The following is a 20,438-nucleotide window of genomic DNA, read 5'->3' as shown; positions in this document are numbered from 1 at the left end:
ATTTAACCAGGAAGTTTTTTTATGACTGATGTTAAAGATAAGAAAAGCACAGGGCTGTCACGCCGCACATTTCTGCTGGGAACTGGCGCAATGCTGGCGGCCCCCATGGTGTTACGCAGCAACAATGCGTGGGCAGCGGGCAAATCACTGTATGTCAGTACCTACACCGGTGTGCAGGGTGAAGTGATTGCCAACGAAGTCATCCCGCCGTTTGAGAAAGCGTTTCGCTGCAAGGTGTTCCAGAGCCAGACCAGTACCCTGCCGACCATCGCCACCCTGCGCAGCGAGAAAAACCACCCCAGATTATCGGTAGCGATGATGGACGATATGGCGATCCCGATTGCCAAACGTGAAGGCCTGATTGCGCAGCTGCCGCCTGACCGGGTGCCGAACCTGGCGAAGGTGTTTAAGCAGTACGTTTACGAAGAGGGCTTTGGCGCAGCGTTTTCCATCTCCCGCATTGTTCCCTGGTACAACACTCAGGCGCTGGCGAAAGAGCGTCCCACCAGCTGGCAGGATCTGTGGGATGAGAAGTTCAGAAAGCGTTTCATTATGGTCACGCCAAAGTGGACAAACTCTGTCGCGGTATTAACCATGGCCGCCAGCCAGGTGACCGGCAAGCCACCCGTTGAAGCGCAATACCATATTGATGAAGCCTGGGGACGTATGGCGGAGCTGGCACCGAATGTGTTCAGCATCCATGAAAACCCAGGTTCCGCGGTACTGCAAATTGTGCAGGGGCAGGCGGATATCGGTGGCCCGGACCATACCAAATCGATCCTGCCGTATATCGTCAAAGGCGCACCACTGGAGATGATGAGCCCAACAGAGGGCGACTTCGCCGGGGTGAATGCCATTACGCTGGTGAATAACGCCCCGGAGCCGGAATTAGGCGCGGCGTTTATTAACTACATCCTGTCGCCTGAGGTGCAAAAACTGATGGCGGAAGCGACGCTGACGGCGCCGGTGGTGCCGGGCATTACGCTGTCTGACGACGTGGCGAAGCTGGTGAAAACCGATGAAGAGAGCCTGGCGAAGATGATCAATCTCGACTGGACGTTTATCAATCCAAAACGCAGCGCAATCATCGACAAATTTAACCAAACCTTCCTGTGAGGCTGATGATGAGTAATCGATCCGATCTGGCATTGTCTGGTCTGAAAAAAACCTATGGCAGCACCGTGGCGGTGGAACACATTACGCTGCGCGTAAAGCAGGGCGATCTGGTGGCGTTTCTCGGGCCATCGGGCTGCGGCAAGACCACCACACTGCGCATGATTGCCGGGCTGACGACACCGTCCGAAGGCAATGTGGTGATTGACGGGATGACCGTCACCGAGAAGCCCGCGCACAAGCGCAATATCGGCATGCTGTTTCAGGGCTATGCCTTATTTCCGCATATGACGATTGCGGAAAATGTGGCGTTTGGTCTGAAGATGAAAAAAGTGAAAGCCGCTGAACGCGACAAAAAAGTGAAAGAGGCACTGGAGCTGGTGCAGTTGGCGCATGTCGCCGACCGTAAACCGTCGGCGCTGTCCGGCGGTCAGCAGCAGCGTATCGCCCTGGCGCGTGCGCTGGTGATTGAGCCGTCGCTGTTACTGCTCGATGAGCCGCTGGGCGCGCTGGATAAAGAGCTGCGCGAATCGATGCAGATGGAAATCCGTCAGCTGCAGCAGCGGCTGGGGATCACCACGGTGCTGGTCACTCACGATCAGGAAGAGGCGCTGACCATGGCGGATCAAATCGTGGTGATGAATCAGGGGCGGGTGGAGCAGGTGGGGACGCCGGAAGAGATCTACTCGCGTCCGGCCAATGCCTTTGTCGCCAACTTTATTGGTGCATCGAATTTCTTAACCGGCAAGGTGACGCAGCGCGAAAATGAAACCGACCTGATCGTGCTGGATGGCGGCGGTCAGCTGCGTCATCACGGCCCGGCAGCGTTAGCGGATGCAGTGACCTTTATTGTCCGCCCTGAGGCGGTGACGCTTCAGCCGCAGGACTGCGCCGCACCGGCGGATAACTGGACGCAGGCAAAAATCGAAGAGGTGATCTACCGCGGACAGGTCACCCATATCCGCATGCGCAGAAACAACGGTCAGCCGTTACTGGCGTATGTGCCTAATCGTACCGGCGGAAAAATGGATAACACCTTTCTGCCGGGAAACGCGGTGATCGCCAGCTGGCATACCGATGGTGCCCATCTGTTACCGGATGCGTAAATAGCAAACTGTTCTGAAGTGCCGGGCACTTCCTGAGCGAAAAAATGAATCAGCTGAACTCTGTTTTAAGCAGGCACAGTGATGTGCCTGAGGACGGCTTACGTCTGTATCCCCGCCTGCTGGCGATTTTCACTATCACCCTGGTGACGATTGCTTCGTCGATGGGCATGAGTATTGTCAATGTCGCCCTGCCGGGGATGGCGGAGGCTCTGCATATTGCGCCGGGCTATTCGGTGGCGATTGTCTCGGCGTATCAGATTGCCATGATCGCTGGCCTGCTGCCGCTGGCCGGGCTGGGAGAAATTTTAGGTTACCGCCGGGTGTATCTGCCCGGGCTGGTGATCTTCGCGCTGTCGTCACTGATGATTGCGCTGTCTGACGGCGTGGTGGGCGCGATTGTCTGGCGCTTTGTGCAGGGCATCGGCGCCGCGGCGGTGTTAAGCGTCAATACCGCGATTTTACGGTTTGTCTATCCGCAACGCCATTTTGGCCGTGGTCTTGGGCTGAATGCCTTTGTCGCGGGCACCTCAATGGCGCTGGGGGCGCCGGTGGCCGCGGCGATTCTCTCATTTACCAGCTGGCACTGGCTGTTTCTGGTCAACGTGCCGATTTGCCTGCTGGCGTTCGCCATCGGCTTCCGGGCGATCCCGCACACCCAGCGCGCGCGCCATCGTCTGTCATGGCTTAGCGTCAGTCTGCATATTGCCGCCTTTACTCTTGTTACCAGCGGGCTGAACTTTAGCGCGATGAATATTCGTGCTGAGCATGCGGCGATGATGATCGCCGCCGGTATCGGTGTGGCGCTGCTGTATATCCGGCGTGAAAGGAAGCGATCGGTTCCGCTGATCCCGCTGGATCTGTTCGGTATCGCGGCATTTCGCGGCGCGGTATTTGCCTCGGTCTGCGGCTTCTGCGCGCAAATCATTGTGCTGACGGTGCTGCCATTCTGGCTGCTGCATGTCACCGGGCGTTCCGCGGCCGATATTGGCTGGTTACTGGCGGCCTGGCCTGCCAGCGCGATGCTGGCGGCGCTGCTCTCCGGCGTGCTGCTGGAGCGTTTTGCGGCAAAACAGCTGTGTGTGGCGGGGCTGGCGATATTTGGCTGCGGCGTATTCATGCTGGCTTTTCTTGCCGCCGACAGTTCAGCCACCATCATCACCGTGTCACAAATCCTCTGCGGGCTGGGCTTTGGCGTGTTTCAGACGCCGAACAACCGCCAGATGCTCTCATCCGCGCCGCAGGGCCGTTCCGGTTCCGCCAGCGGCAGCCTTGGCACCGCGCGCGTCGTCGGTCAGTCGTCAGGCAGCGCCGTGGCGGCGATGCTGCTGATGGCGGATTTACACCAGGCACTGCATCTGAGTGGTATCGCTGCCACCGCATTTGCCGCCATCGCCGCCTTGTGCAGTTTTCGTCAACGTGGTCGCCAGCCGCGGCCCGCCAAACCCGCTTCACCTGTTATGGAGTCAGCAGCAATGAATCAGAGCAGCAAACCCGAAGTCATCATGATGTATAACGCGCCGGATTATCTGGAGATGATGCGGCAATACGCCATTGTCCATGATGCCACCTCAGGGCTGGAGTCGGTGCCAGAGGCGGCCCTGCAGCGGGTGAAATATGTCGTGACCACCGGATTTACCGGCGTCAGCGCCAGTCAGATGCGCATGATGCCCGCATTACGCCTGATCTGCTGCGCGGGCACCGGCTTTGAAAACGTTGACCTTGAGGCGGCGCGTGCGCGCGGGATTTATGTTTCTCACGGCGCGGGCAATAACGCCGCCTGCGTGGCCGATCAGGCGATGGGTCTGCTGCTGGATGTGGTGCGTGGCATCAGCCAGCAGGACCGTCAGGCACGGGAAAAACGCTGGCGAACTGACCTGCTGCCTTTCCCGATGCTCGCCGGGAAAAAAATCGGCATTTACGGTATGGGGCAGATTGGTGAAGCCATTGCGCGCCGTGCGCGGGGCTTCGATCTTGACGTGTATTACCACAGCCGCAGCGTCAAGCCGGAGCTACCGTACCAGTACCTCAATTCGCTGGAAGCGCTGGCGCAGGAGGTCGACTTCCTGGTCTGCTGCACGCCTGGCGGCAAAGAAACCTGGCATGCGGTGAATACCCCGGTGCTGCAGGCGCTGGGGCCGCAGGGCTATCTGGTCAATGTCGGACGCGGCAGCATTGTCGATACCGAAGCCCTGATCGCAGCGCTGGAAAACGGCGTGATTTGTGGTGCCGGGCTGGATGTCTATGAGACGGAACCGGCTATCCCCGAGGGATTGCTGCAGTCCGACAGAACCGTGCTGACCGTCCATACCGCAGGTGTCTCCATTGAAACCCAGCGTTCCGGCATTGCGCTGGTTCTGCGCAATATCGCCGCATTTGAACGTGACGGCGTGCCGGTGTCACCGATTCCACCGATGGCGGCAGGCATTCCTGCCAGTGCGTAACGTTCATCAGCCTTTTCCACCTTCAGGAGCCTAAAGATGAACTACACCAGTGAACTGGTCGACAGTATTGAAGCATCAGCATCCGTGACGGCGTCGCAAAAAGCGCGGGAAATGAAAGCGGCAGGAATCGATGTGATTTCGCTGGCGGCCGGAGAACCGGATTTCCCTACGCCGCCTCATGTTATCGCCGCCGCCAAAGCCGCGATGGATAGCGGCCAGACCACTTATACCGATGTGCGTGGTACGGTGGCGTTACGTGAGGCGATTATCCGCAAGTTTGCCCGTGATAACGGCTTACAGTTTTCTCTTGATGAAATTATGGTCGGGCCGGGGGCGAAAAGTCTTATCGCCACCGTGCTGATGGCCTCGGTGAATCCTGGCGATGAGATCATTATTCCCGCGCCATCGTGGGTGTCATATGCTGATATCGCGAAACTGGTCGGCGGTGTGCCGGTGGCGGTAGAGACGCGCGCAGAGTATGGCCTGAAGCTGGATGCCGCCAGTCTGGAGGCGGCGATTACCGCCAAATCGCGCTGGCTGCTGCTGAATTCGCCGGGTAATCCGACCGGCTCGGTGTACAGCAAAGAAGAACTGGTTGCGCTCGGGCAGGTGATTGCCCGTCATCCGCAGTTAATGGTGTTAAGTGACGAGATTTACGAGTATCTGGTGTTTGATCAGACCCCGTTTGTCTCTTTCCTCGAAGCCGCACCGCAGTTGCGCGATCGGGTGGTGACGCTGAATGGCGCGTCCAAAGGCTATGCCATGACCGGCTGGCGTATCGGCTATTCTGCTGCGCCTGCCGCGTTAACCAAAGGGATGGCGAAAGTGGCGGGGCAGATGGTGGGATCGAGCTGCTCGGTGAGCCAGGCGGCGGCGATTGCGGCGCTGGATGGCGAACAGGGATATCTCGCGGAACGAGCCAGCGACTATCAGCAGCGGCGTGACCGGGTGCTGGAACATATTGCCAGTATTCCCGGTTTAACGGCGATTCCGCCGCAGGGTGCGTTCTATATCTATATCAACTGCGCCGGCATCCTCGGGCGTACCACGGCAGCAGGCGTGACTCTCGCCAGTGACAGCGATGTGGTGAATTATCTGCTGGAAGACGCTGCCGTGGTGACGGTGACGGGAGCGGCATACGGTTTATCTCCTTACTTCCGTATCTCCATCGCCTCGTCAACTGCGCAGCTTGACGAAGCCTGCCGCCGCATTGCGATGTCAGTGGAAACGCTGCGCTGAGCAGGGTGCAGGGGCTTGCCCGCGAAGGTGGCGGGCAGGCCGGATGCTATACCCCGGAACGTTGCAACGCGCCGCGGCGTTTTTTTACGCGCACCACGGTGGCAGCAATAGAGACAATCGCTATCGTCATCAGTACCACACCGACGCCCGTCATCGCACGGAAATCGAAATAGCGGAACAGCAACAATCCCAGCACGCCACCGCCGAGGAACGAGGTGATGGTAATCAGATGGGTATTGAACTGGCTGCTCAGCGAGCGGATATCTTTCGACGGATCGCGGCGCAGCAACGCGGCCAGTACCGACCCCAGCGAGATTCCGGCATCGGTTAAGGTGCCGGTGACATGCGTCGAACGCACACGACCATTGGACAGCTGGGTTGAGGTGGCGTTATGTACCCCCATCAGAAATGCGAGCAGGGAGATGATCTGCCAGTTGCTGGCTGGAGAGTGATAATAGAGTTCATACAGCGCGGTCAGCGTTAACACGATGCCTTCAAACAGCAGCACGAAGCAGTAGATCGTCCTTGAGTTATTGCGCAAACCAATAATCACCGCCAGCCGTGCCAGCGTTGCGCCGCCAACAAAACAGAGAATCAGATAAGCAAAAAACTGCAGATGATTGATATCGGTATAGGAGATCTCACTGGACAGCTGCGAGACATTACCGGTCATATGCGAGGGGAAAATACCAAAGGCGCTTAATACCATGGCATTGAGCAGTCCCGCTGTGGTAGCGAGCCACAGGGCCAGATGGCGGTCTTCAGTATGGGTTCTGGCACGTTTATGTTTAATCAGCACAGCAGTACTCCTTCTGTAAACGATGACGTGGCACGACATCATTCATTACAGCAGAAGCTTCTTAAGGATTTCTTAACGGCAGGTCAGGTTAAGTAAAAAGGGGTATGACTGCCAGTGCCCTGCGCAGCCTGACGGTTCCCCCGGTCTGGCCGGTCCGTCGGCGCGATGCCGGAACCGAAGGCACCGCGCGCAGCGTGGCGCGAGGACCGCCCTGTAGTCGCAGAGGCTGTGTCCCCTCCACGGGCAAATTGATGGACAAAGAAAAACAGCACTGGCAGCCTGATTCTTTCGTTATTCATTGATATATATGGCGCTCTGCTAAGAGCGGACTCACGACTGCCACTATTTCACTTCCGTCGCCACACCGTGCTCATCCGCCGTGGTGTCTGCCTGCGGCCATTTACGCAGCAAGGTTACCGCCCAGATCAGCGCGAGAGCAGCAGGAATCGCACCGATATAACCCACCGCCGACATGGAAACATCGAGGCTGACTTTATTGCCCAGCAGTGCGCCCGCGCCGATACCGATGTTGAAAATGCCGGAAAACATTGCCATTGCCACATCCGTGGCATCGGATGCCAGTGTCAGCGTTTTCAGCTGCATCGCCATCCCGACCATCATCATCGCCGTCCCCCAGAACAGGCACAGCAACACCATCGCGCTTTCACTGCCTGAAGCCGGGAGCAGCAGTAACAGGCTCAGGGTAATGACGGCGATGGACGCGATCAGCAACGATGAAAGATGTTTATTACCGTGTTTACTGAAAAGCACACTGCCAATAATGCCAGCAGCTCCCATTACCAGTAACAACAGCGTGGCGAAGCCGTGGCTGAAACCGGCAACGTTCTGCACAAACGGCTCAATATAGGTAAACGCGGCAAAGTGCGCGGTGACAATGGTCACTACCAGCAGATATAAGCCGGTCAGTGCGGGACGGCGCAGCAAACCGGGCAGACTCTTGATGGTTCCCGCCTGCTCTGATGAAACCTGCGGAATAATCTTCACAATCAGCCACAGCAGGGCAAACGCACTGGCACCAATCAGCAGGAAGGTGACGCGCCAGCCAAACGCCTGACCAATAATCCTGCCGAGCGGCAGGCCCAGTACCGAGGCAAGTGCGGTCGCGGTGGCAATCAATCCCAGCGCCTGCGCACGTTTGCCTGCAGGTGCCAGCCGCACTGCCATTGAGGCAGTAATTGACCAGAACAGCGCATGCGCCAGCGCGACCCCTGCGCGGCTGAGCAACAGTACGTCAAAACTCCACGCAAAGTACGACATCAGATGGCTGAGGGTAAACAGGCTGAAGATACCGATCAGCAACACCCGGCGGTCGGCACGGCTGGTCAGCAGCATCAACGGCAGCGACATCAGCGCGACAATCCACGCATAGATAGTCAGCATAATCCCCGCCTGCGCCGACTCGAGACCGAAACTGTGGCCAATGTCGGACAGCAGGCCCACCGGAATAAATTCGGTGGTATTGAAGATAAAGGCGGCCACCGCCAGCGTCAGAACGCGTGACCATGCCGTGGTACGGGAAACAGCGTAAGTAGCGGACATAGACTCCTCAGGCCTGCACAAAATTTGAAAGCGCCTGATTGTAGAATCGCCTGTACAGAATTCAATCTTGGTGTGATCTGTGTCGCACTTTTTGCTTAGCCGTTTTCACGTCGATAAACGGTGTTTATTGCCATGACAGATACGCGGTGACGGAGAGCAGCGACAGAATGGTGGAGACCAACACCACTCTGGCGGTGATCACTGCTTCCCGGCGGTAAAATTCCGCCAGCATAAACGGTCCGGTGCCGGTGGGCAGCGCCGCCAGCAGCACCGCGGTATGGGTCAGCAATGGCGGCAGGGCGAACACTTTGGTGGCCAGAAACCAGGTGAGTAGCGGATGCACCACCAGCTTTAGCGTAACCAGCAAGCCAACTGTTTTGCCGGCGGAGGTCTGGCGTTCCGGGGTTTTACTGGCAAGGAACAGGCCGAGAGCAATGAGCGCACAGGGGGAGGCCGCCCCTCCGAGCAGTTTCAGGAACACATCAACGGACTGCGGTAACGTAATGCCGCTGACCGGGATCAGCATGGCGATAGCAGGGGAAACCAGCAGCGGATTGCGGCAGAGTGATTTCACCACTTTCGCCACCAGATGGGTTTTCCGCACTTCGCTTTGCAGGCCGGTTTCAATCAGGATAATCGCCACGGCAAACAGCACACACACGGTCAGAATGGTGGCCACCAGCGTCGGCGCCATTGCATCCTGTCCCAGGAACACCAGCACCAGGGGAAAGCCCATAAAGCCAGTATTGGCGTAGCTGGAATTCAGTGCATCGATCGCCGCATCGGCCAGATGACGGTTGCCGCGCAGCCGGATAACGACAGTGAGGGCGAAGATCACCAGCATCCCGATGCCGGAGACCAGAATAAAATCAGGCTGGAAAATCTCACGCCATTGCGCATGGGCGATGATATCGAACAGCAGCGCGGGCAGCGCCAGCCAGACAACAAAACGGTTCAGTTCGGAGGTCGCACCCGCGCCCAGCATATTGGTTTTACGCGCCAGCCAGCCGACAAAAATCAGGGCAAAAACCGGCAAAACAACGGTCAGTGTTGACAGCATCTGTACATCTCAAAAAATCACAATGCGCTAATGTAAAAAGATGGCGTGATATAAGGAAGGTGCGATTAATTCGATGGGAACCATTTTTTCGTCCTGTCATCGTATGGTAAATGAACAAAGAACCGCCCAAAACACTGAAAACGATAGATGAACGGCAATCATTGTAGTCATGAACAGAACTTTGAATGATTAAATCGCACCTTCCTTAACTCTGCCGGAGAGGTGACTGGTGCGGAAGCCTTGCTGCGCTGGCAACATCCGCAGCAGGGAATGGTGCCGCCAGGCGCGTTTATTCCTGATGCGCAGCGCGCCGGACTGATGCCCGCTGTCGGTGACTGGGTGATTGCCCAGGCGTTTAAAGAGCTGGCGAACTGGCAGAAAGACCCCGCTACACGGCATCTGACGCTGTCGATCAACATTACCGTTGATCATCTGATGAAACCTGACTTTGTGCAGAATATGCTCAGACTCGCTTCAAGGGGGCAGATCGCGTCATCACGCATCAAGCTGGAACTGACGGAAAGTGTCTTTGCTTCTGACATGGATGCGGTGGTGGAAAAAATGAATGCGCTGGCGGCAGCCGGATTCCGCTTCGCGCTGGACGATTTTGGCACCGGCTTTTCGTCGTTAAGTTATCTGCGCCGGCTGCCGCTGGCGCAGATAAAAATCGATCGTAGTTTTGTTGCGGGTGCCACCGATAGCCCGAAAGGGGCGGTGATCGCCAGCTCCATTGCCCGTATGGGGCTGGATCTTAACCTGGAAGTGCTGGCGGAGGGGATTGAAACGCCAGAACAGTGGTCAATGATGCAGACCTTCGGGTGTACTGCTTTTCAGGGGTTTTACTTCTCGCGCCCCCTGAGCCTCAGCGACTTCAGGGATTTTTTGCAGCGTCACCAGCCGCAAGGGGATACCGCGGCAACCGCGCCTGCTTGAGATTCTTATAGCGGTTCGGCCAGATAATGGACGGATGAACCCCCAACGCATTCGCAATCAGCCATTCACCTTTCGGCCAGGGACGATACAGGGTATTGGCGAGGGTTGGCGATGCCAGCCCTGCCGTTCTTGAGATCGCTGCCAGTGAATAACCATGCCTTTTCAGCTCTGTCACGATATAGCTGACTTCCCAGTCTTCATTTGCCATTTTGCACTACCTCCGATGTAGATTATCAGTCACAACTAACCGTAGCACATTCTTTTTGTGACTCATAGTCCGTATGCTTATAAGCATCAACAAATTGTGTTTATGTGATGAATAAGGCATTTTTTCTGTCTCTACGCGGTTATAGGATCGTGTAACTCTTTTGTGTTATGTGACTCATAGTCCGTGGTTCGATAAGCATCAACAGGTCATGTTTATCGGATGAAAAAGACAGACAGCATTCAGGCTCAGTTTGGCGCGCATATCAGATCACTTCGCACGGCATCAGGTATGTCGCAGGAAGCGTTCGCCGATAAGTGCGGGCTCGATCGCACTTACATCAGCGGCATTGAACGTGGCGTACGTAACCCGACACTGGAAGTGATTAACGTGTTGGCGAAAGGGCTGGGCGTAAAACTCAGGGTGTTATTTGACTGGGCGTGATGCCCGCAGACGTACTGCGCGAACCACAGCAGCTGCAGAATAAAACAACGGCGGAAGCCACACCGTGACTTTCCGCCGTCCGATACGCTGAATTACAGCGAACGCGCCAGTCTTTCCACGGCCGTCACCAGATCCGCTTCAGAAACCGTCGAATAAGACAGACGTAAGGTACGTTTGTCCGGGTTGTCATTGAAGAAGGCTTCACCTGGCACAAATACCACGCCGTTCTCCAGTGTTTTCTTCAGCCACGCGGTGGTGTCGAAATCGTAACGGAAGCGTGCCCACAGGAACATGCCGCCTTTTGGTCGGCTGAATTCGATATGGTCGGCCAGATGGGTTTCCAGCGCATTAGCCAGCACATCGCATTTCTTACGATAGAAATCGCGAATTTGTGTCAGCTGTTCCGGCAGACGGTTCAGCGTCAGATATTGCGCGGTGATGGCCTGCGCCAGCGAGGTGCTGTGCAGATCGGTCGCCTGTTTGATGACAATCGCTTTGCTTGCCAGCCACTCCGGGATCACCAGCCAGCCGATACGCATGCCTGGCGCCAGAATTTTCGATAACGTCGAGGTGTAGATCACTCGCTCGCGACAGCCCTGGTTGATCGCATGCTGATACAGTGTCGTCCAGCGATGTTCGGTGAAGTTGATTTCACCGTAGGGATCATCTTCGATAATGATAAAGTCATGCTGCTCTGCCAGCGCCACCAGCTTGCTGCGACGCTCTTCGCTCAGTACGGTGCCACCCGGGTTGCCGAAGGTTGGCACCAGGTAAACGACTTTCACTTTGGTGGTTTTCACTACTTCGGCAAGCTGATCAACGATCAGGCCATTGTCATCGGAATCGACGCTGATGATATTGGCCTGCGCCAGCTGGAATACCTGCAACGCCGCAAGATATGTCGGACGTTCAACAATCACCACATCATCCGGGTCCAGCAGGGTACGGGCGACGATATCCAGTGACTGCTGTGAACCGGAAGTAATGTAAACATCACCCGCATCACAGTTCACACCGCGTTCATGGCACAGCTGGCTGATGGACTGGCGCAGCGCCGGATAACCTTCGCTCAAACCATACTGGAAAGCATCGTTGAAGTTGCCAGACATCACCTGGCTTACTGCCAGTTCCAGACCTTCCTTATCGAAAAGTTCTGGAGCCGGAATACCGCCGCCGAGAGAAATCACACCGGGGAGTTTACTGTGTTTCAGAAGTTCACGTACTGCTGAAGTCTTAAGGCCACTTGCTCGTGCGGCGAGCCGTTGATCGGGCATTTTTTTTACCTTGTTTGTGCAGAATGAAATAACTGACGCTGTCTGTCTCAGGTCTGTGCGGAAGCCTGTTACCCTACCATCCCTGAGCCGGTTGTGTAACAGAAAACTGACGGTACGAATAATTCGGCATCGTGACTGCTTTTGTAGCATATTTTCATGACAAAAACAGACCGTTTACCGCTTATTAACACCCGCTAAGCAGAGAAGGGCACCGTTTGCCACAGCATAGGGTGATCGCGGACTGATGGACGGAGATATGGCGGGGTGAGAAGGGTGCCACGCGACGGCGGCACCCGCGGGTTTTACTGGCGCTGCAGCTGTTTCAGCAGTGCGTTGGCTACCGCTTCAGAACTGGCCGGATTCTGCCCGGTGATCAGATTGCCATCTTCCAGCACAAACGGCACCCAGTCCGGGCCTTTCTGGTAATCTGCGCCCAGTGCCTTAAATTCATCTTCAATCAGGAACGGGACGACATCGGTTAATTCCACCGCCGCTTCTTCACCGTTGGTGAAACCGGTGACCTGACGTCCTTTGATCAGTGGCTGACCATCGGCAGCTGTTACATGGCGCAGCACACCCGGTGCATGGCAGACAAAACCAATCGGTTTGCCTGCACGGTCAAACGATTCAATCAGCTGGATAGATTGTGTCGATTCCGCCAGATCCCACAGCGGGCCGTGACCGCCGGGATAAAACACGGTATCAAATTGATCCTGCGTGACGGTGTCCAGCTTCACGGTTGTAGCCAGCGCCTGCTGCGCAGCGGGATCGGCTTTAAACCGGTGAGTCAGTGCGGTCTGGAACTCTGCCAGATCGCTTTTCGGATCGAGCGGTGGCTGTCCGCCCGCCGGTGACGCCAGCACCACTTCAGCGCCTGCATCTGTGAACGCATAATAGGGGGCGGCGAACTCTTCCAGCCAGAAACCGGTTTTCTTGCCCGTGTTGCCCAGTTTATCGTGTGAAGTCAGTACCATTAAAATTTTCATTGTTCATTCCTCTAAAGTCAGATGCCGGAAACGTCGGTATGCCCGCGGTTACTGATGAAAAAAAGCGGCTACTGCGGCAGCTTTATCCTGATAAGGGGCACGCAGTCGCAGGTTAGTGGTGCCTGCTTCATCCTGCATCACCACCGGTTTGGCGTGACTGAAGCGACGGAAGCCGTGAACGCCGTGATAAGCGCCGATGCCGGATGCCCCCACACCACCAAATGGCAGGCTGTCGATGGAGGCATGGGTCATCACATCATTGATCACCAGTGCACCGGAGGTGGTCTGCTGCCGCATCTGCTGCTGGCGGTGCGGATCATTGCCGAAATAGTAGGCCGCCAGTGGTCGCGGATGGGCATTGATGTACTGAATGGCTTCGCTGAGATCCTGCTGATACGTTTTTACCGGCAGCAGTGGATCAAAAATCTCCTCCTGCATAATTGCCATCTCTTCAGTGACGCCCAGCACCAGATGCGGCGCAATTTTGCGCATCTGTGCATCAAAATCAGCTTCGCCGCGTGGAGCCAGACTGATCACCTGCACACCTTTCTCGCGGGCATCGTCCAGCAAATGCAGCAGGCGCTGATAGTGGCGATCACTGATGATCGCGGTATAGTCCGGGTTGTCCTGCACTGTCGGGAAACTCTGTGCGACGAAAGCTGCGGCGGCGTCAGCAAAGGCGCGCTCGTGGGTTTCAGGCAGCATCAGGTAGTCCGGCGCAATACAGATCTGCCCGGCATTAAAGGTTTTAATCGTCAGTGTGCGTTCTGCCGCCTGTAGCGGATCGGCATCAATATCGACGACGACCGGTGACTTCCCGCCCAGTTCGAGGGTGACCGGCACCAGATGTTCTGCAGCGGCGCGCATCACATGGCGGCCAACGGTGGTACTGCCGGTAAAGATCAGATGATCAAACGGCAGGGCGCTGAATGCCTGGCCGACAGCGGCATCACCCAGCACCACGGTCAGTTCGCTGGCAGCAAAATAACGGCCGACCAGCTCCGCCAGCAGTTGCGAGGTTTTCGGCGTCAGTTCTGACGGTTTCAGCATCGCGGTATTCCCCGCCGCAAACACGCCTGCCAGCGGGCCGAAGGCCAGATTAATCGGGAAATTCCATGGGCTGATAATGCCGATGACGCCCAGCGGCTGCGGGTCAATCCAGGCCTGCATACCCGCTACCGGCGTCGCGACAGCTTCAGGCTGCATCCACTGCTCAACCTGTTCCGCGGCGTCATTCAGCATAGTAATGGTCGTCGCCAGGTCTGCCACCATCGTCTGGTAACCGCTACGATGACCGAAGTCTGCACTGATGGCATCACGGATGGCGGCATGATTGTCACGCAGCAGCGCAACGCTGCGTTGCAGACGGTCACGACGCAGCGCCGCGGATGCCGGGCTTGCCTGCAGGTGGTTCTGTTTCATGGTATGCAGGATCTGCTGCAGTTCCTGCTGGTGGTGTGAATTCATCATTGTCCTGCTCCTGTTCTGTTCTCTGCGACTGGCGCAGCTCGCGGTCTGCGCATTCGGTATGGGACACAGCTTAAAGGCGCTGGATTCATCGCGCTAACAACGCTATTTTGGCAGGGGTATAAATAATTTTATGGGGCAGGTATGTCGCTGATTCGTTTGCGTACCTTTATGGAAGTTTATCGCCAGCGCTCGATTTCCGGTGCTGCCAGGACACTTAATCTGACGCAGCCTGCGGTGTCGCAGCATATCAGCGGGCTGGAAGTGGCAGTCGGCAGACCGCTGTTCGAACGGCTGGCGCACGGCGTGCAGCCCACGGTAGTGGCTGATGATCTGGCGGCGGATATTGGCGATAAACTGGACGCGGCGGAGTCCGCGCTGGCCTCCGCCAGAGCGCGCTCAATGGATGTCAGCGGTACGCTGCAACTGATTGGTCATGCCGATTTTATGGCGGAGAAACTGGCCGGAGAGCTGTTGCCGCTGCTGGAAAATGGGATTCGGGTGCATATGCATACCGGCGATGGTCCGCTGGTGGCGCAGATGGTGAGTGAAGGGCATTGCGATCTGGGGATTACGGCGCATCCGGTAACGGATTCACGGCTGAAAAGTGAAGTGATTTTTACCGACAGGGTGCTGGCTGTGGCGTCGCCGCAGGTCGCGCAGCGGCTTAATCAGAGCGCGGATTTCACCGCCGCTCTGCTTAACGAACCGCTGCTGGCCTACAATCTTGAGCTGTCGCTGACCGCCAGCTGGCTGGAAAAAAACCGCATCAGGCACCCGTCATTACTGCCCGCGATGGTGGGGCAGGATCTGCGCGGTCAGCGCACCCTGCTGTGCAAAGGCTTTGGCTGGTCGGTGATGCCTGAATTTCTCTGCCAGCCGCAGATCCTGCAGGGTGAACTGATGCCGCTGAACGCGCCAGTGGGCGATATCACCATTCGCTATAGTCTGATCTGGCAGCCCGGTTCGCTGCGTCAGCCGCGCATCGCGCATGCCAGACAGACACTACTTTGGCAGATGGCGAATCTCCACCCCCATAGCGAATGATCGCGCATCCTCCGCAGGCCGAAACGCCACGGGGGTTAGCGTCGCTTACGGGCAGCCCAGCGCAGCTGCCAGCGTCCCTTTTTGCGCTTTAATTCGCTGTGCAATCGCTGCGGGCAGGGCAGGCCAGATCACCAGATGCGGTGCGGTTTTCGCTTCAATGGTGGCGACAGTCACCTGACTTTCGCAGAAGCTGGCGCTTTTAACGGTATTCTGGTCCAGTAAAAAGGCCGCATATTCCCCTTTATCCGGACTGTCGCCGATGAAAATCACTTTCCAGTAGCCGCTCGGGATCTGCACAGCAGGCGCATTCGGCAGGGTTTCTGTTTGATACTCATACAGCGGCCCGGTCACCACATTCACCACGGCGATATCATCACGACTGGCCAGCACCCGCTCTTTATCTTCCAGCCTGGCCCATGCCCCCTGATTCAGCGCCGATTTCTGCGGTGTGATATTGGAGAGGTAATTCAGTGTTTGCCAGTCGTCGGCATTACCCAGGCTGGCCAGTGGTGCCTGATGACCGCGATCCACCTTCAGTGTGGCGCTGGCATTGTTGTACGCGGCGGGTGCCAGCGTATCGTCAGCGGGCAGATCCGGGTCCTGCTTCCAGTTACGCGGCCGGTTGCTGGCCTGCGAGGTTTTGCTGACTTTATAGGCCACCCAGTTAGCGAATTTGGTCCCGGCGTTATTGTTCAGCACATAGGCCTCACGCACCAGTGTCTGGTTGCTGCCGCCTGTCGGGCAGCCTGCGGCGCAGATTTCCGGGGTGATGGTTTGCGGCGGTTGTGGCGTTTGCGGTGGCGCACAGCCGGCCAGCAGCAGGATGGGCAGTAAGTGAAGTAAACGAAGCTTCATTGACATAGTTCCTTTATGTTGAATGAACAGATTGATGCCGCAGCCGTTATCGCCGCAGAAGGAGCGTCCTTCAGCGGTGAAGCGTGCATGGCGCATTGAGGATAGCAGAAAAAAGCGCGACTGCTTGCCGCGCCTGCTGACGGTGGGGTTTAGTAAACCAGAGATGCCGGTCAGTTAAATGCTAAACAGAAAAAACGCAGGTTTAGTCTTTACTGAGAAAAACTCACGCCATCTGCCTGTCGCGCAAACAACAAAACCCGCGCCAGGCGGGTATGTTTTGCGGATTACGGAAGATTGGTGATCTTCGCATCGACCACCACGCCAATAATCTGGCAGTTACCGTTAATCTCCAGCATCGGATATTGCGGATTGAGTGGCTTAAGAAACTTGCGCCCGGCATCGATTACCAGCTTCTTAAAGGTGGCCTCGTTCTCGTTTTCCAGCTTGGCGACCACCAGCTTACCGTTCAGCGGCTCCACTTCAGGATCAACCAGAATCGCCATGCCTTCCGGGATACTCAGCCCGACGGGCGAGGTCATCGAATCCCCTTTGACATCCAGCCAGAACCCCTGTTCGGAGCAGTCGGCGGTGGTTTCATACCAGCGATCGATATTTTTCCGGTGATAGGGTTCGATGGCTTCTGACCACGCCCCCGCGCTGACCCAGCTGATCACCGGGAACTGACCTTTTGGCGTGTGCTGACGCTTATGGCTGACATTTGAGGTGCTGTCGACATCATACCCGGCAGGCTCATCAAGATAGCCGCTGTGCATGCCGTAGCTCTCTTCGATACGTCTGGCGGCTTTTTCGCCAAAAGAAGCTTTGCCCGTCATCAGCTGTGACAGGTAACTCTTCTCTTTGCTGGGCAGCGTTCTGTCCGCAAACCACTCTTTGAGGCGCATGCGCCTGTTTTCGACCATGTTCATCCTCCCATTGTGATTAGTAATCACTAAACAAGCAAATGCTTGACGAAATGTTTAGTGTTTAATAAACTTACCTTAGCATAATGAGGCGGCTATGGAAAAGGAAAAAGGACGCCCGTTATCAGGTAATGGTGATGCCGTACGGCGAAATGGCGTGGCGGCAGCGCGAAAAGCGCGCCAGAACTGGCAGAGGAATCAACGGATGACGCCCGGCGTTAGCGGCGCCGGGCGTCGGCGATTATTAAACAGAGTGGAGTAATAAACGCATGAGCATTTTACTCAAAAAAACAGTCATTCCGCCAGCCGCGGGGTACTGTCACGCATGACTATTGATGAACAGGTGATCGACTTTATTCGCGCCAACCCACTGAGCAGTGCGGCCGACACGGCACAGGCGATGGGGATTTCGGCAGGGTTAATGCGTGGCATCCTTTCCGGACTGTATCAGAAGGAGTTAATTGACCGTGTTAAGGTCACTTCCGGCCACCAGTACCTGATCGCGCCCGATGCGGCGCAGGAAAAAAATGCGCAGTACCGCCGCTTACGGCGGCTGGCGGAGCAGCTGGAAGATAAATGTCTCTGGCGGCGCGCTGCCCGTCAGTGGCTGGCAGTGATGGATGCCACGGAGGATGAGCGTCTGCGCGGTAAAGCGGCAGAACGCAGCACGTACTGCATTCAGCGCAGTCATTGTTACCGCCCGGAACTGAATGATGGCGGCATGGCGGAAGTCACGTTAGCCGATCATCCGGCGCTGGCGTCCCTGCGTTTTTGACTGGCCGTTTTGCTGTCATCGCGGGTGAGTGGGTTGAAAAAGAGAGTGGGGGAAAATGATGCGTGATATGCAACTGGTATTAGAGCGCTGGGGCGTCTGGTCGCGTACTCAGCCGCAACTGGGGTACTCATCGATTGCTGCGGGTTTTAAAGGATTGCTGCCGGAGAGTGCCACCAGGTTTAGCTGTTCCGATGATGATGCCATGATTGTCGATTCCTGTGTCGGCAAGCTGAAGCAGAAGCGCCCGGATGAGCATCAGCTGATTGAAGACCACTACATTAAAGGCATTTCGAAACGTATGCTGGCGCGCAGAATGCAGGTATCGGAAGGGATGATCCGCATCAGACTGCAACTGGCGGAGGGATTTGTCGAAGGCTGTCTGACCATGATGGATGCGCAACTGGAAATGGATGCCTGGGCGGAGAGAAAGATCAGCGAACACTGGCGTTAAGCGCTTTAGCCTGCAGATCGACGGGTAAGTGTATCTGCCAGTAAAACAGGGGCCGCAACAGCGTATGTTGCGGCCCCTGTTCGTTGTCAGCGTGATGCCGGTCAGAACATCATCACCATCCACGGATAGGCAATTAGCATCATTGAACCGAGGAAAATTGCGCCGAAAATGGTGCCCAGTCGCCAGTAATCTTTCGTTGGCAGGTAGCCGCTGCCGTAGTAAATCGGGCTGGGGCCGGTGCCGTAAGGGGTGATAATCCCCATCACGCCCAGCGACGTCACCATCATCAGGCAGAACACCGGCATATTGATACCCGGAATCGAGGCGGCGACGGTCAGCACGGCAGGCAGCAACGCGGTGGTATGCGCGGTGGTACTGGCAAACAGGTAGTGCAGCAGGAAGAACGCCACCAGCAGCATCACCGCCGCAACGTTAGGCTGAATACCATCCAGCAGCGGACTGGCTTCTTTACCCAGCCAGCTGATAAAGCCGACGCGTGCCAGACCATCCGCCAGCGCCACCAGCGTGGCGAACCAGGCAAAGGTGTTCCAGGCCGGTTTATTGCTGACAATATCACTCCAGTTCAGCACCCCGGTCCACAGCATCAGCACCACCACCAGCAGTGCCGCCATCGCCGGTTCAATCCAGGCGGTAGCGAAAATCCACATCAGCAAGGCGCAGCAGACAAACACCAGCAGCAGGATCTCGTGACGCGACAGGCTGCCGAGCTTCTCCAGCTCGCTGCTGGCCCAGCGTGGCACTTCATCATTAATCTTCACTTCCGGCGGATAGAACCAGTACGCCAGTAACGGCATGGTGAGGATCAGTAGCACACCGAGCGGCAGGAAGGCGATAAACCACATTCCCCACGAGATCTCTAAGCCGACGATACTTTTCACCAGCGCCAGTGCCAGCAGGTTAGGGGCCAGTGCCGATAAGAACATCGAACTGGTGATACAGGCGGCGGTAATCGCGACCCACATCAGATACGAACCAATGCGGCGTGCGCTCGGGTCGTTCGGTTTGGAGCCATACAGCGGCGGCAGGTTGGCAATGATCGGGAAAATGGTTCCGCCACTGCGCGCGGTATTGGAAGGGGTAAACGGTGCCAGCAGCAGGTCGGCGAAGGTGATGGCGTAGCCGAGCGTCAGACTGCGACGGCCGAGGTATTTCACCAGAATCAGCGCCAGGCGGCGGCCAAACTGCGTCTTGTCGTAACCCGAAGCGAACATAAATGCGCCGAAGATTAACCACACCGTCGAGTTGCCAAAGCCACTCACCGCCCATTTAAACGCTTCGCCTGCCGGTTTAAATTTCGGGTTCGCCAGTTCTGCCGGGCTGAATAACAGCCACTGGTTAAACAGGGCGATCACGACGACGCCGGTCAGACCAATCACCGCGCCAGGCAGCGGTTCGAAGATCAGACCGATGATCACGCCGACGAAAATCGCGAAGAAGTGCCATGCATAGGGTTCCAGTCCCTCAGGAACCGGCACCAGTAATAACAGGATGGCGACAAGCACGGGCAGGAAAAGCAATATCAGGCGTTTACGTTGTGCCGCCGCGGTGGCGGGCTCACTACTCGATATTTTAGGCATAGTATTTTTCTGCAGTTATTGAGAATGCGTGTCGTATTCCGCACAGGGCGGATAACGGTTTAACTCTGCTGGTCAATTGTTCTTTAAGCGGCGGATTCAACTCCGAAGTGCAACGCTAAGCCGCCAATCTTAGCTCTGCAAACACCACAGACGGTTGCCTGAATC

Annotated in this window: 19 protein-coding genes; 9 read left to right on the top strand and 10 right to left on the bottom strand. The window is 56.6% G+C overall.

Features of this window, described 5'->3' with window-relative positions:
• Positions 1 to 21: 21 nt before the first annotated feature.
• The 4 genes from ACSZO1_RS12985 to ACSZO1_RS12970 are packed head-to-tail and all read left to right on the top strand — an operon-like array spanning position 22 to position 5,899.
• Entirely contained in the window at positions 22 to 1,116 is a 1,095-nt protein-coding gene (locus ACSZO1_RS12985; protein WP_437613167.1) for an extracellular solute-binding protein, read from the top strand.
• A gap of 5 nt (positions 1,117 to 1,121) precedes the next feature.
• A complete protein-coding gene (locus ACSZO1_RS12980; protein WP_437613165.1) occupies positions 1,122 to 2,219 on the top strand; it encodes an ABC transporter ATP-binding protein in 1,098 nt (365 codons plus the stop codon).
• 44 nt (positions 2,220 to 2,263) lie between these two features.
• The gene (locus ACSZO1_RS12975) at positions 2,264 to 4,660 is read left to right on the top strand and encodes an MFS transporter (protein WP_437613163.1); all 2,397 of its coding nucleotides are present in this window, start codon (positions 2,264 to 2,266) and stop codon (positions 4,658 to 4,660) included.
• Positions 4,661 to 4,696: 36 nt separating this feature from the next.
• The gene (locus ACSZO1_RS12970; protein ID WP_437613161.1) at positions 4,697 to 5,899 is read left to right on the top strand and encodes a pyridoxal phosphate-dependent aminotransferase; all 1,203 of its coding nucleotides are present in this window, start codon (positions 4,697 to 4,699) and stop codon (positions 5,897 to 5,899) included.
• Between the two features lie 46 nt (positions 5,900 to 5,945).
• Here ACSZO1_RS12970 and ACSZO1_RS12965 read toward each other — a convergent pair whose 3' ends face one another.
• The 3 genes from ACSZO1_RS12965 to ACSZO1_RS12955 form a co-directional block, all read right to left on the bottom strand.
• The gene (locus ACSZO1_RS12965) at positions 5,946 to 6,698 is read right to left on the bottom strand and encodes a YoaK family protein (protein WP_437613159.1); all 753 of its coding nucleotides are present in this window, start codon (positions 6,696 to 6,698) and stop codon (positions 5,946 to 5,948) included.
• Positions 6,699 to 7,040: 342 nt separating this feature from the next.
• On the bottom strand, positions 7,041 to 8,258 hold the full coding sequence (locus ACSZO1_RS12960; RefSeq protein WP_437613157.1) for a sugar transporter: 1,218 nt from the start codon (positions 8,256 to 8,258) through the stop codon (positions 7,041 to 7,043).
• 124 nt (positions 8,259 to 8,382) lie between these two features.
• On the bottom strand, positions 8,383 to 9,318 hold the full coding sequence (locus tag ACSZO1_RS12955; RefSeq protein ID WP_437613155.1) for an AEC family transporter: 936 nt from the start codon (positions 9,316 to 9,318) through the stop codon (positions 8,383 to 8,385).
• Positions 9,319 to 9,540: 222 nt separating this feature from the next.
• On the opposite strand from ACSZO1_RS12955, the gene ACSZO1_RS12950 reads away from it, so the two are divergent.
• Positions 9,541 to 10,251, top strand: coding sequence for an EAL domain-containing protein (locus tag ACSZO1_RS12950; protein WP_437613153.1), 711 nt, complete (start codon positions 9,541 to 9,543; stop codon positions 10,249 to 10,251).
• Here ACSZO1_RS12950 and ACSZO1_RS12945 read toward each other — a convergent pair.
• On the bottom strand, positions 10,190 to 10,459 hold the full coding sequence (locus ACSZO1_RS12945; protein ID WP_437613151.1) for a helix-turn-helix domain-containing protein: 270 nt from the start codon (positions 10,457 to 10,459) through the stop codon (positions 10,190 to 10,192). The two genes, ACSZO1_RS12950 and ACSZO1_RS12945, sit on opposite strands and share 62 nt — an antisense overlap.
• Positions 10,460 to 10,678: 219 nt before the next feature.
• Between ACSZO1_RS12945 and ACSZO1_RS12940 the strand changes: the two genes are divergently transcribed.
• A complete protein-coding gene (locus ACSZO1_RS12940; RefSeq protein ID WP_437613149.1) occupies positions 10,679 to 10,900 on the top strand; it encodes a helix-turn-helix domain-containing protein in 222 nt (73 codons plus the stop codon).
• 92 nt (positions 10,901 to 10,992) lie between these two features.
• Here ACSZO1_RS12940 and ACSZO1_RS12935 read toward each other — a convergent pair whose 3' ends face one another.
• From ACSZO1_RS12935 to ACSZO1_RS12925, 3 genes are all read right to left on the bottom strand, one after another.
• Complete coding sequence (locus tag ACSZO1_RS12935; RefSeq protein WP_437613147.1) at positions 10,993 to 12,174, bottom strand: PLP-dependent aminotransferase family protein; 1,182 nt, start codon at positions 12,172 to 12,174, stop codon at positions 10,993 to 10,995.
• Positions 12,175 to 12,476: 302 nt separating this feature from the next.
• Entirely contained in the window at positions 12,477 to 13,160 is a 684-nt protein-coding gene (locus ACSZO1_RS12930; RefSeq protein WP_437613145.1) for a type 1 glutamine amidotransferase domain-containing protein, read from the bottom strand.
• Positions 13,161 to 13,208: 48 nt separating this feature from the next.
• On the bottom strand, positions 13,209 to 14,630 hold the full coding sequence (locus tag ACSZO1_RS12925; protein ID WP_437613143.1) for a coniferyl aldehyde dehydrogenase: 1,422 nt from the start codon (positions 14,628 to 14,630) through the stop codon (positions 13,209 to 13,211).
• Between the two features lie 141 nt (positions 14,631 to 14,771).
• Here ACSZO1_RS12925 and ACSZO1_RS12920 point away from each other — a divergent pair, with 141 nt between their 5' ends.
• Positions 14,772 to 15,674 (top strand): LysR family transcriptional regulator, encoded by a 903-nt coding sequence (locus ACSZO1_RS12920; protein ID WP_437613141.1) that lies wholly within the window; start codon positions 14,772 to 14,774, stop codon positions 15,672 to 15,674.
• Positions 15,675 to 15,719: 45 nt separating this feature from the next.
• On the opposite strand, the gene ACSZO1_RS12915 is transcribed toward ACSZO1_RS12920, so the two are convergent.
• Together ACSZO1_RS12915 and ACSZO1_RS12910 are read right to left on the bottom strand one after the other, a co-directional pair.
• Entirely contained in the window at positions 15,720 to 16,529 is an 810-nt protein-coding gene (locus tag ACSZO1_RS12915; protein WP_437613139.1) for a DNA/RNA non-specific endonuclease, read from the bottom strand.
• Positions 16,530 to 16,813: 284 nt separating this feature from the next.
• Positions 16,814 to 17,449 (bottom strand): LexA family protein, encoded by a 636-nt coding sequence (locus ACSZO1_RS12910; RefSeq protein WP_437613137.1) that lies wholly within the window; start codon positions 17,447 to 17,449, stop codon positions 16,814 to 16,816.
• Positions 17,450 to 17,774: 325 nt separating this feature from the next.
• Here ACSZO1_RS12910 and ACSZO1_RS12905 point away from each other — a divergent pair, with 325 nt between their 5' ends.
• Complete coding sequence (locus ACSZO1_RS12905) at positions 17,775 to 18,224, top strand: PerC family transcriptional regulator (RefSeq protein WP_437613135.1); 450 nt, start codon at positions 17,775 to 17,777, stop codon at positions 18,222 to 18,224.
• A 58-nt stretch (positions 18,225 to 18,282) separates the two neighbouring features.
• Positions 18,283 to 18,675, top strand: a complete 393-nt coding sequence (locus ACSZO1_RS12900; RefSeq protein WP_437613134.1) for an antiterminator Q family protein — start codon at positions 18,283 to 18,285, stop codon at positions 18,673 to 18,675.
• 101 nt (positions 18,676 to 18,776) lie between these two features.
• Here ACSZO1_RS12900 and ACSZO1_RS12895 read toward each other — a convergent pair whose 3' ends face one another.
• On the bottom strand, positions 18,777 to 20,273 hold the full coding sequence (locus tag ACSZO1_RS12895) for an anion permease (RefSeq protein ID WP_437613133.1): 1,497 nt from the start codon (positions 20,271 to 20,273) through the stop codon (positions 18,777 to 18,779).
• Between the last annotated feature and the right edge of the window lie 165 nt (positions 20,274 to 20,438).

This window comes from Erwinia sp. V71 (assembly GCF_965644245.1).
GTDB lineage: Bacteria > Pseudomonadota > Gammaproteobacteria > Enterobacterales > Enterobacteriaceae > Erwinia.
The sequence above is the reverse complement of the archived record's forward strand: the minus strand, read 5'-3'. Positions and strand labels throughout refer to the sequence as shown.

Excerpts from the sequence above, each read along its gene's own strand:
- ACSZO1_RS12960 (WP_437613157.1), bottom strand. The coding sequence starts at position 8,258 with ATGTCCGCTACTTACGCTGTTTCCCGTACCACGGCATGGTCACGCGTT.
- ACSZO1_RS12905 (WP_437613135.1), top strand. The coding sequence starts at position 17,775 with ATGACTATTGATGAACAGGTGATCGACTTTATTCGCGCCAACCCACTG.
- ACSZO1_RS12985 (WP_437613167.1), top strand. The coding sequence starts at position 22 with ATGACTGATGTTAAAGATAAGAAAAGCACAGGGCTGTCACGCCGCACA.
- ACSZO1_RS12920 (WP_437613141.1), top strand. The coding sequence starts at position 14,772 with ATGTCGCTGATTCGTTTGCGTACCTTTATGGAAGTTTATCGCCAGCGC.
- ACSZO1_RS12895 (WP_437613133.1), bottom strand. The coding sequence starts at position 20,273 with ATGCCTAAAATATCGAGTAGTGAGCCCGCCACCGCGGCGGCACAACGT.
- ACSZO1_RS12975 (WP_437613163.1), top strand. The coding sequence starts at position 2,264 with ATGAATCAGCTGAACTCTGTTTTAAGCAGGCACAGTGATGTGCCTGAG.
- ACSZO1_RS12935 (WP_437613147.1), bottom strand. The coding sequence starts at position 12,174 with ATGCCCGATCAACGGCTCGCCGCACGAGCAAGTGGCCTTAAGACTTCA.
- ACSZO1_RS12900 (WP_437613134.1), top strand. The coding sequence starts at position 18,283 with ATGCGTGATATGCAACTGGTATTAGAGCGCTGGGGCGTCTGGTCGCGT.
- ACSZO1_RS12925 (WP_437613143.1), bottom strand. The coding sequence starts at position 14,630 with ATGATGAATTCACACCACCAGCAGGAACTGCAGCAGATCCTGCATACC.
- ACSZO1_RS12910 (WP_437613137.1), bottom strand. The coding sequence starts at position 17,449 with ATGGTCGAAAACAGGCGCATGCGCCTCAAAGAGTGGTTTGCGGACAGA.
- ACSZO1_RS12945 (WP_437613151.1), bottom strand. The coding sequence starts at position 10,459 with ATGGCAAATGAAGACTGGGAAGTCAGCTATATCGTGACAGAGCTGAAA.
- ACSZO1_RS12970 (WP_437613161.1), top strand. The coding sequence starts at position 4,697 with ATGAACTACACCAGTGAACTGGTCGACAGTATTGAAGCATCAGCATCC.
- ACSZO1_RS12930 (WP_437613145.1), bottom strand. The coding sequence starts at position 13,160 with ATGAAAATTTTAATGGTACTGACTTCACACGATAAACTGGGCAACACG.
- ACSZO1_RS12980 (WP_437613165.1), top strand. The coding sequence starts at position 1,122 with ATGATGAGTAATCGATCCGATCTGGCATTGTCTGGTCTGAAAAAAACC.
- ACSZO1_RS12915 (WP_437613139.1), bottom strand. The coding sequence starts at position 16,529 with ATGAAGCTTCGTTTACTTCACTTACTGCCCATCCTGCTGCTGGCCGGC.
- ACSZO1_RS12940 (WP_437613149.1), top strand. The coding sequence starts at position 10,679 with ATGAAAAAGACAGACAGCATTCAGGCTCAGTTTGGCGCGCATATCAGA.
- ACSZO1_RS12955 (WP_437613155.1), bottom strand. The coding sequence starts at position 9,318 with ATGCTGTCAACACTGACCGTTGTTTTGCCGGTTTTTGCCCTGATTTTT.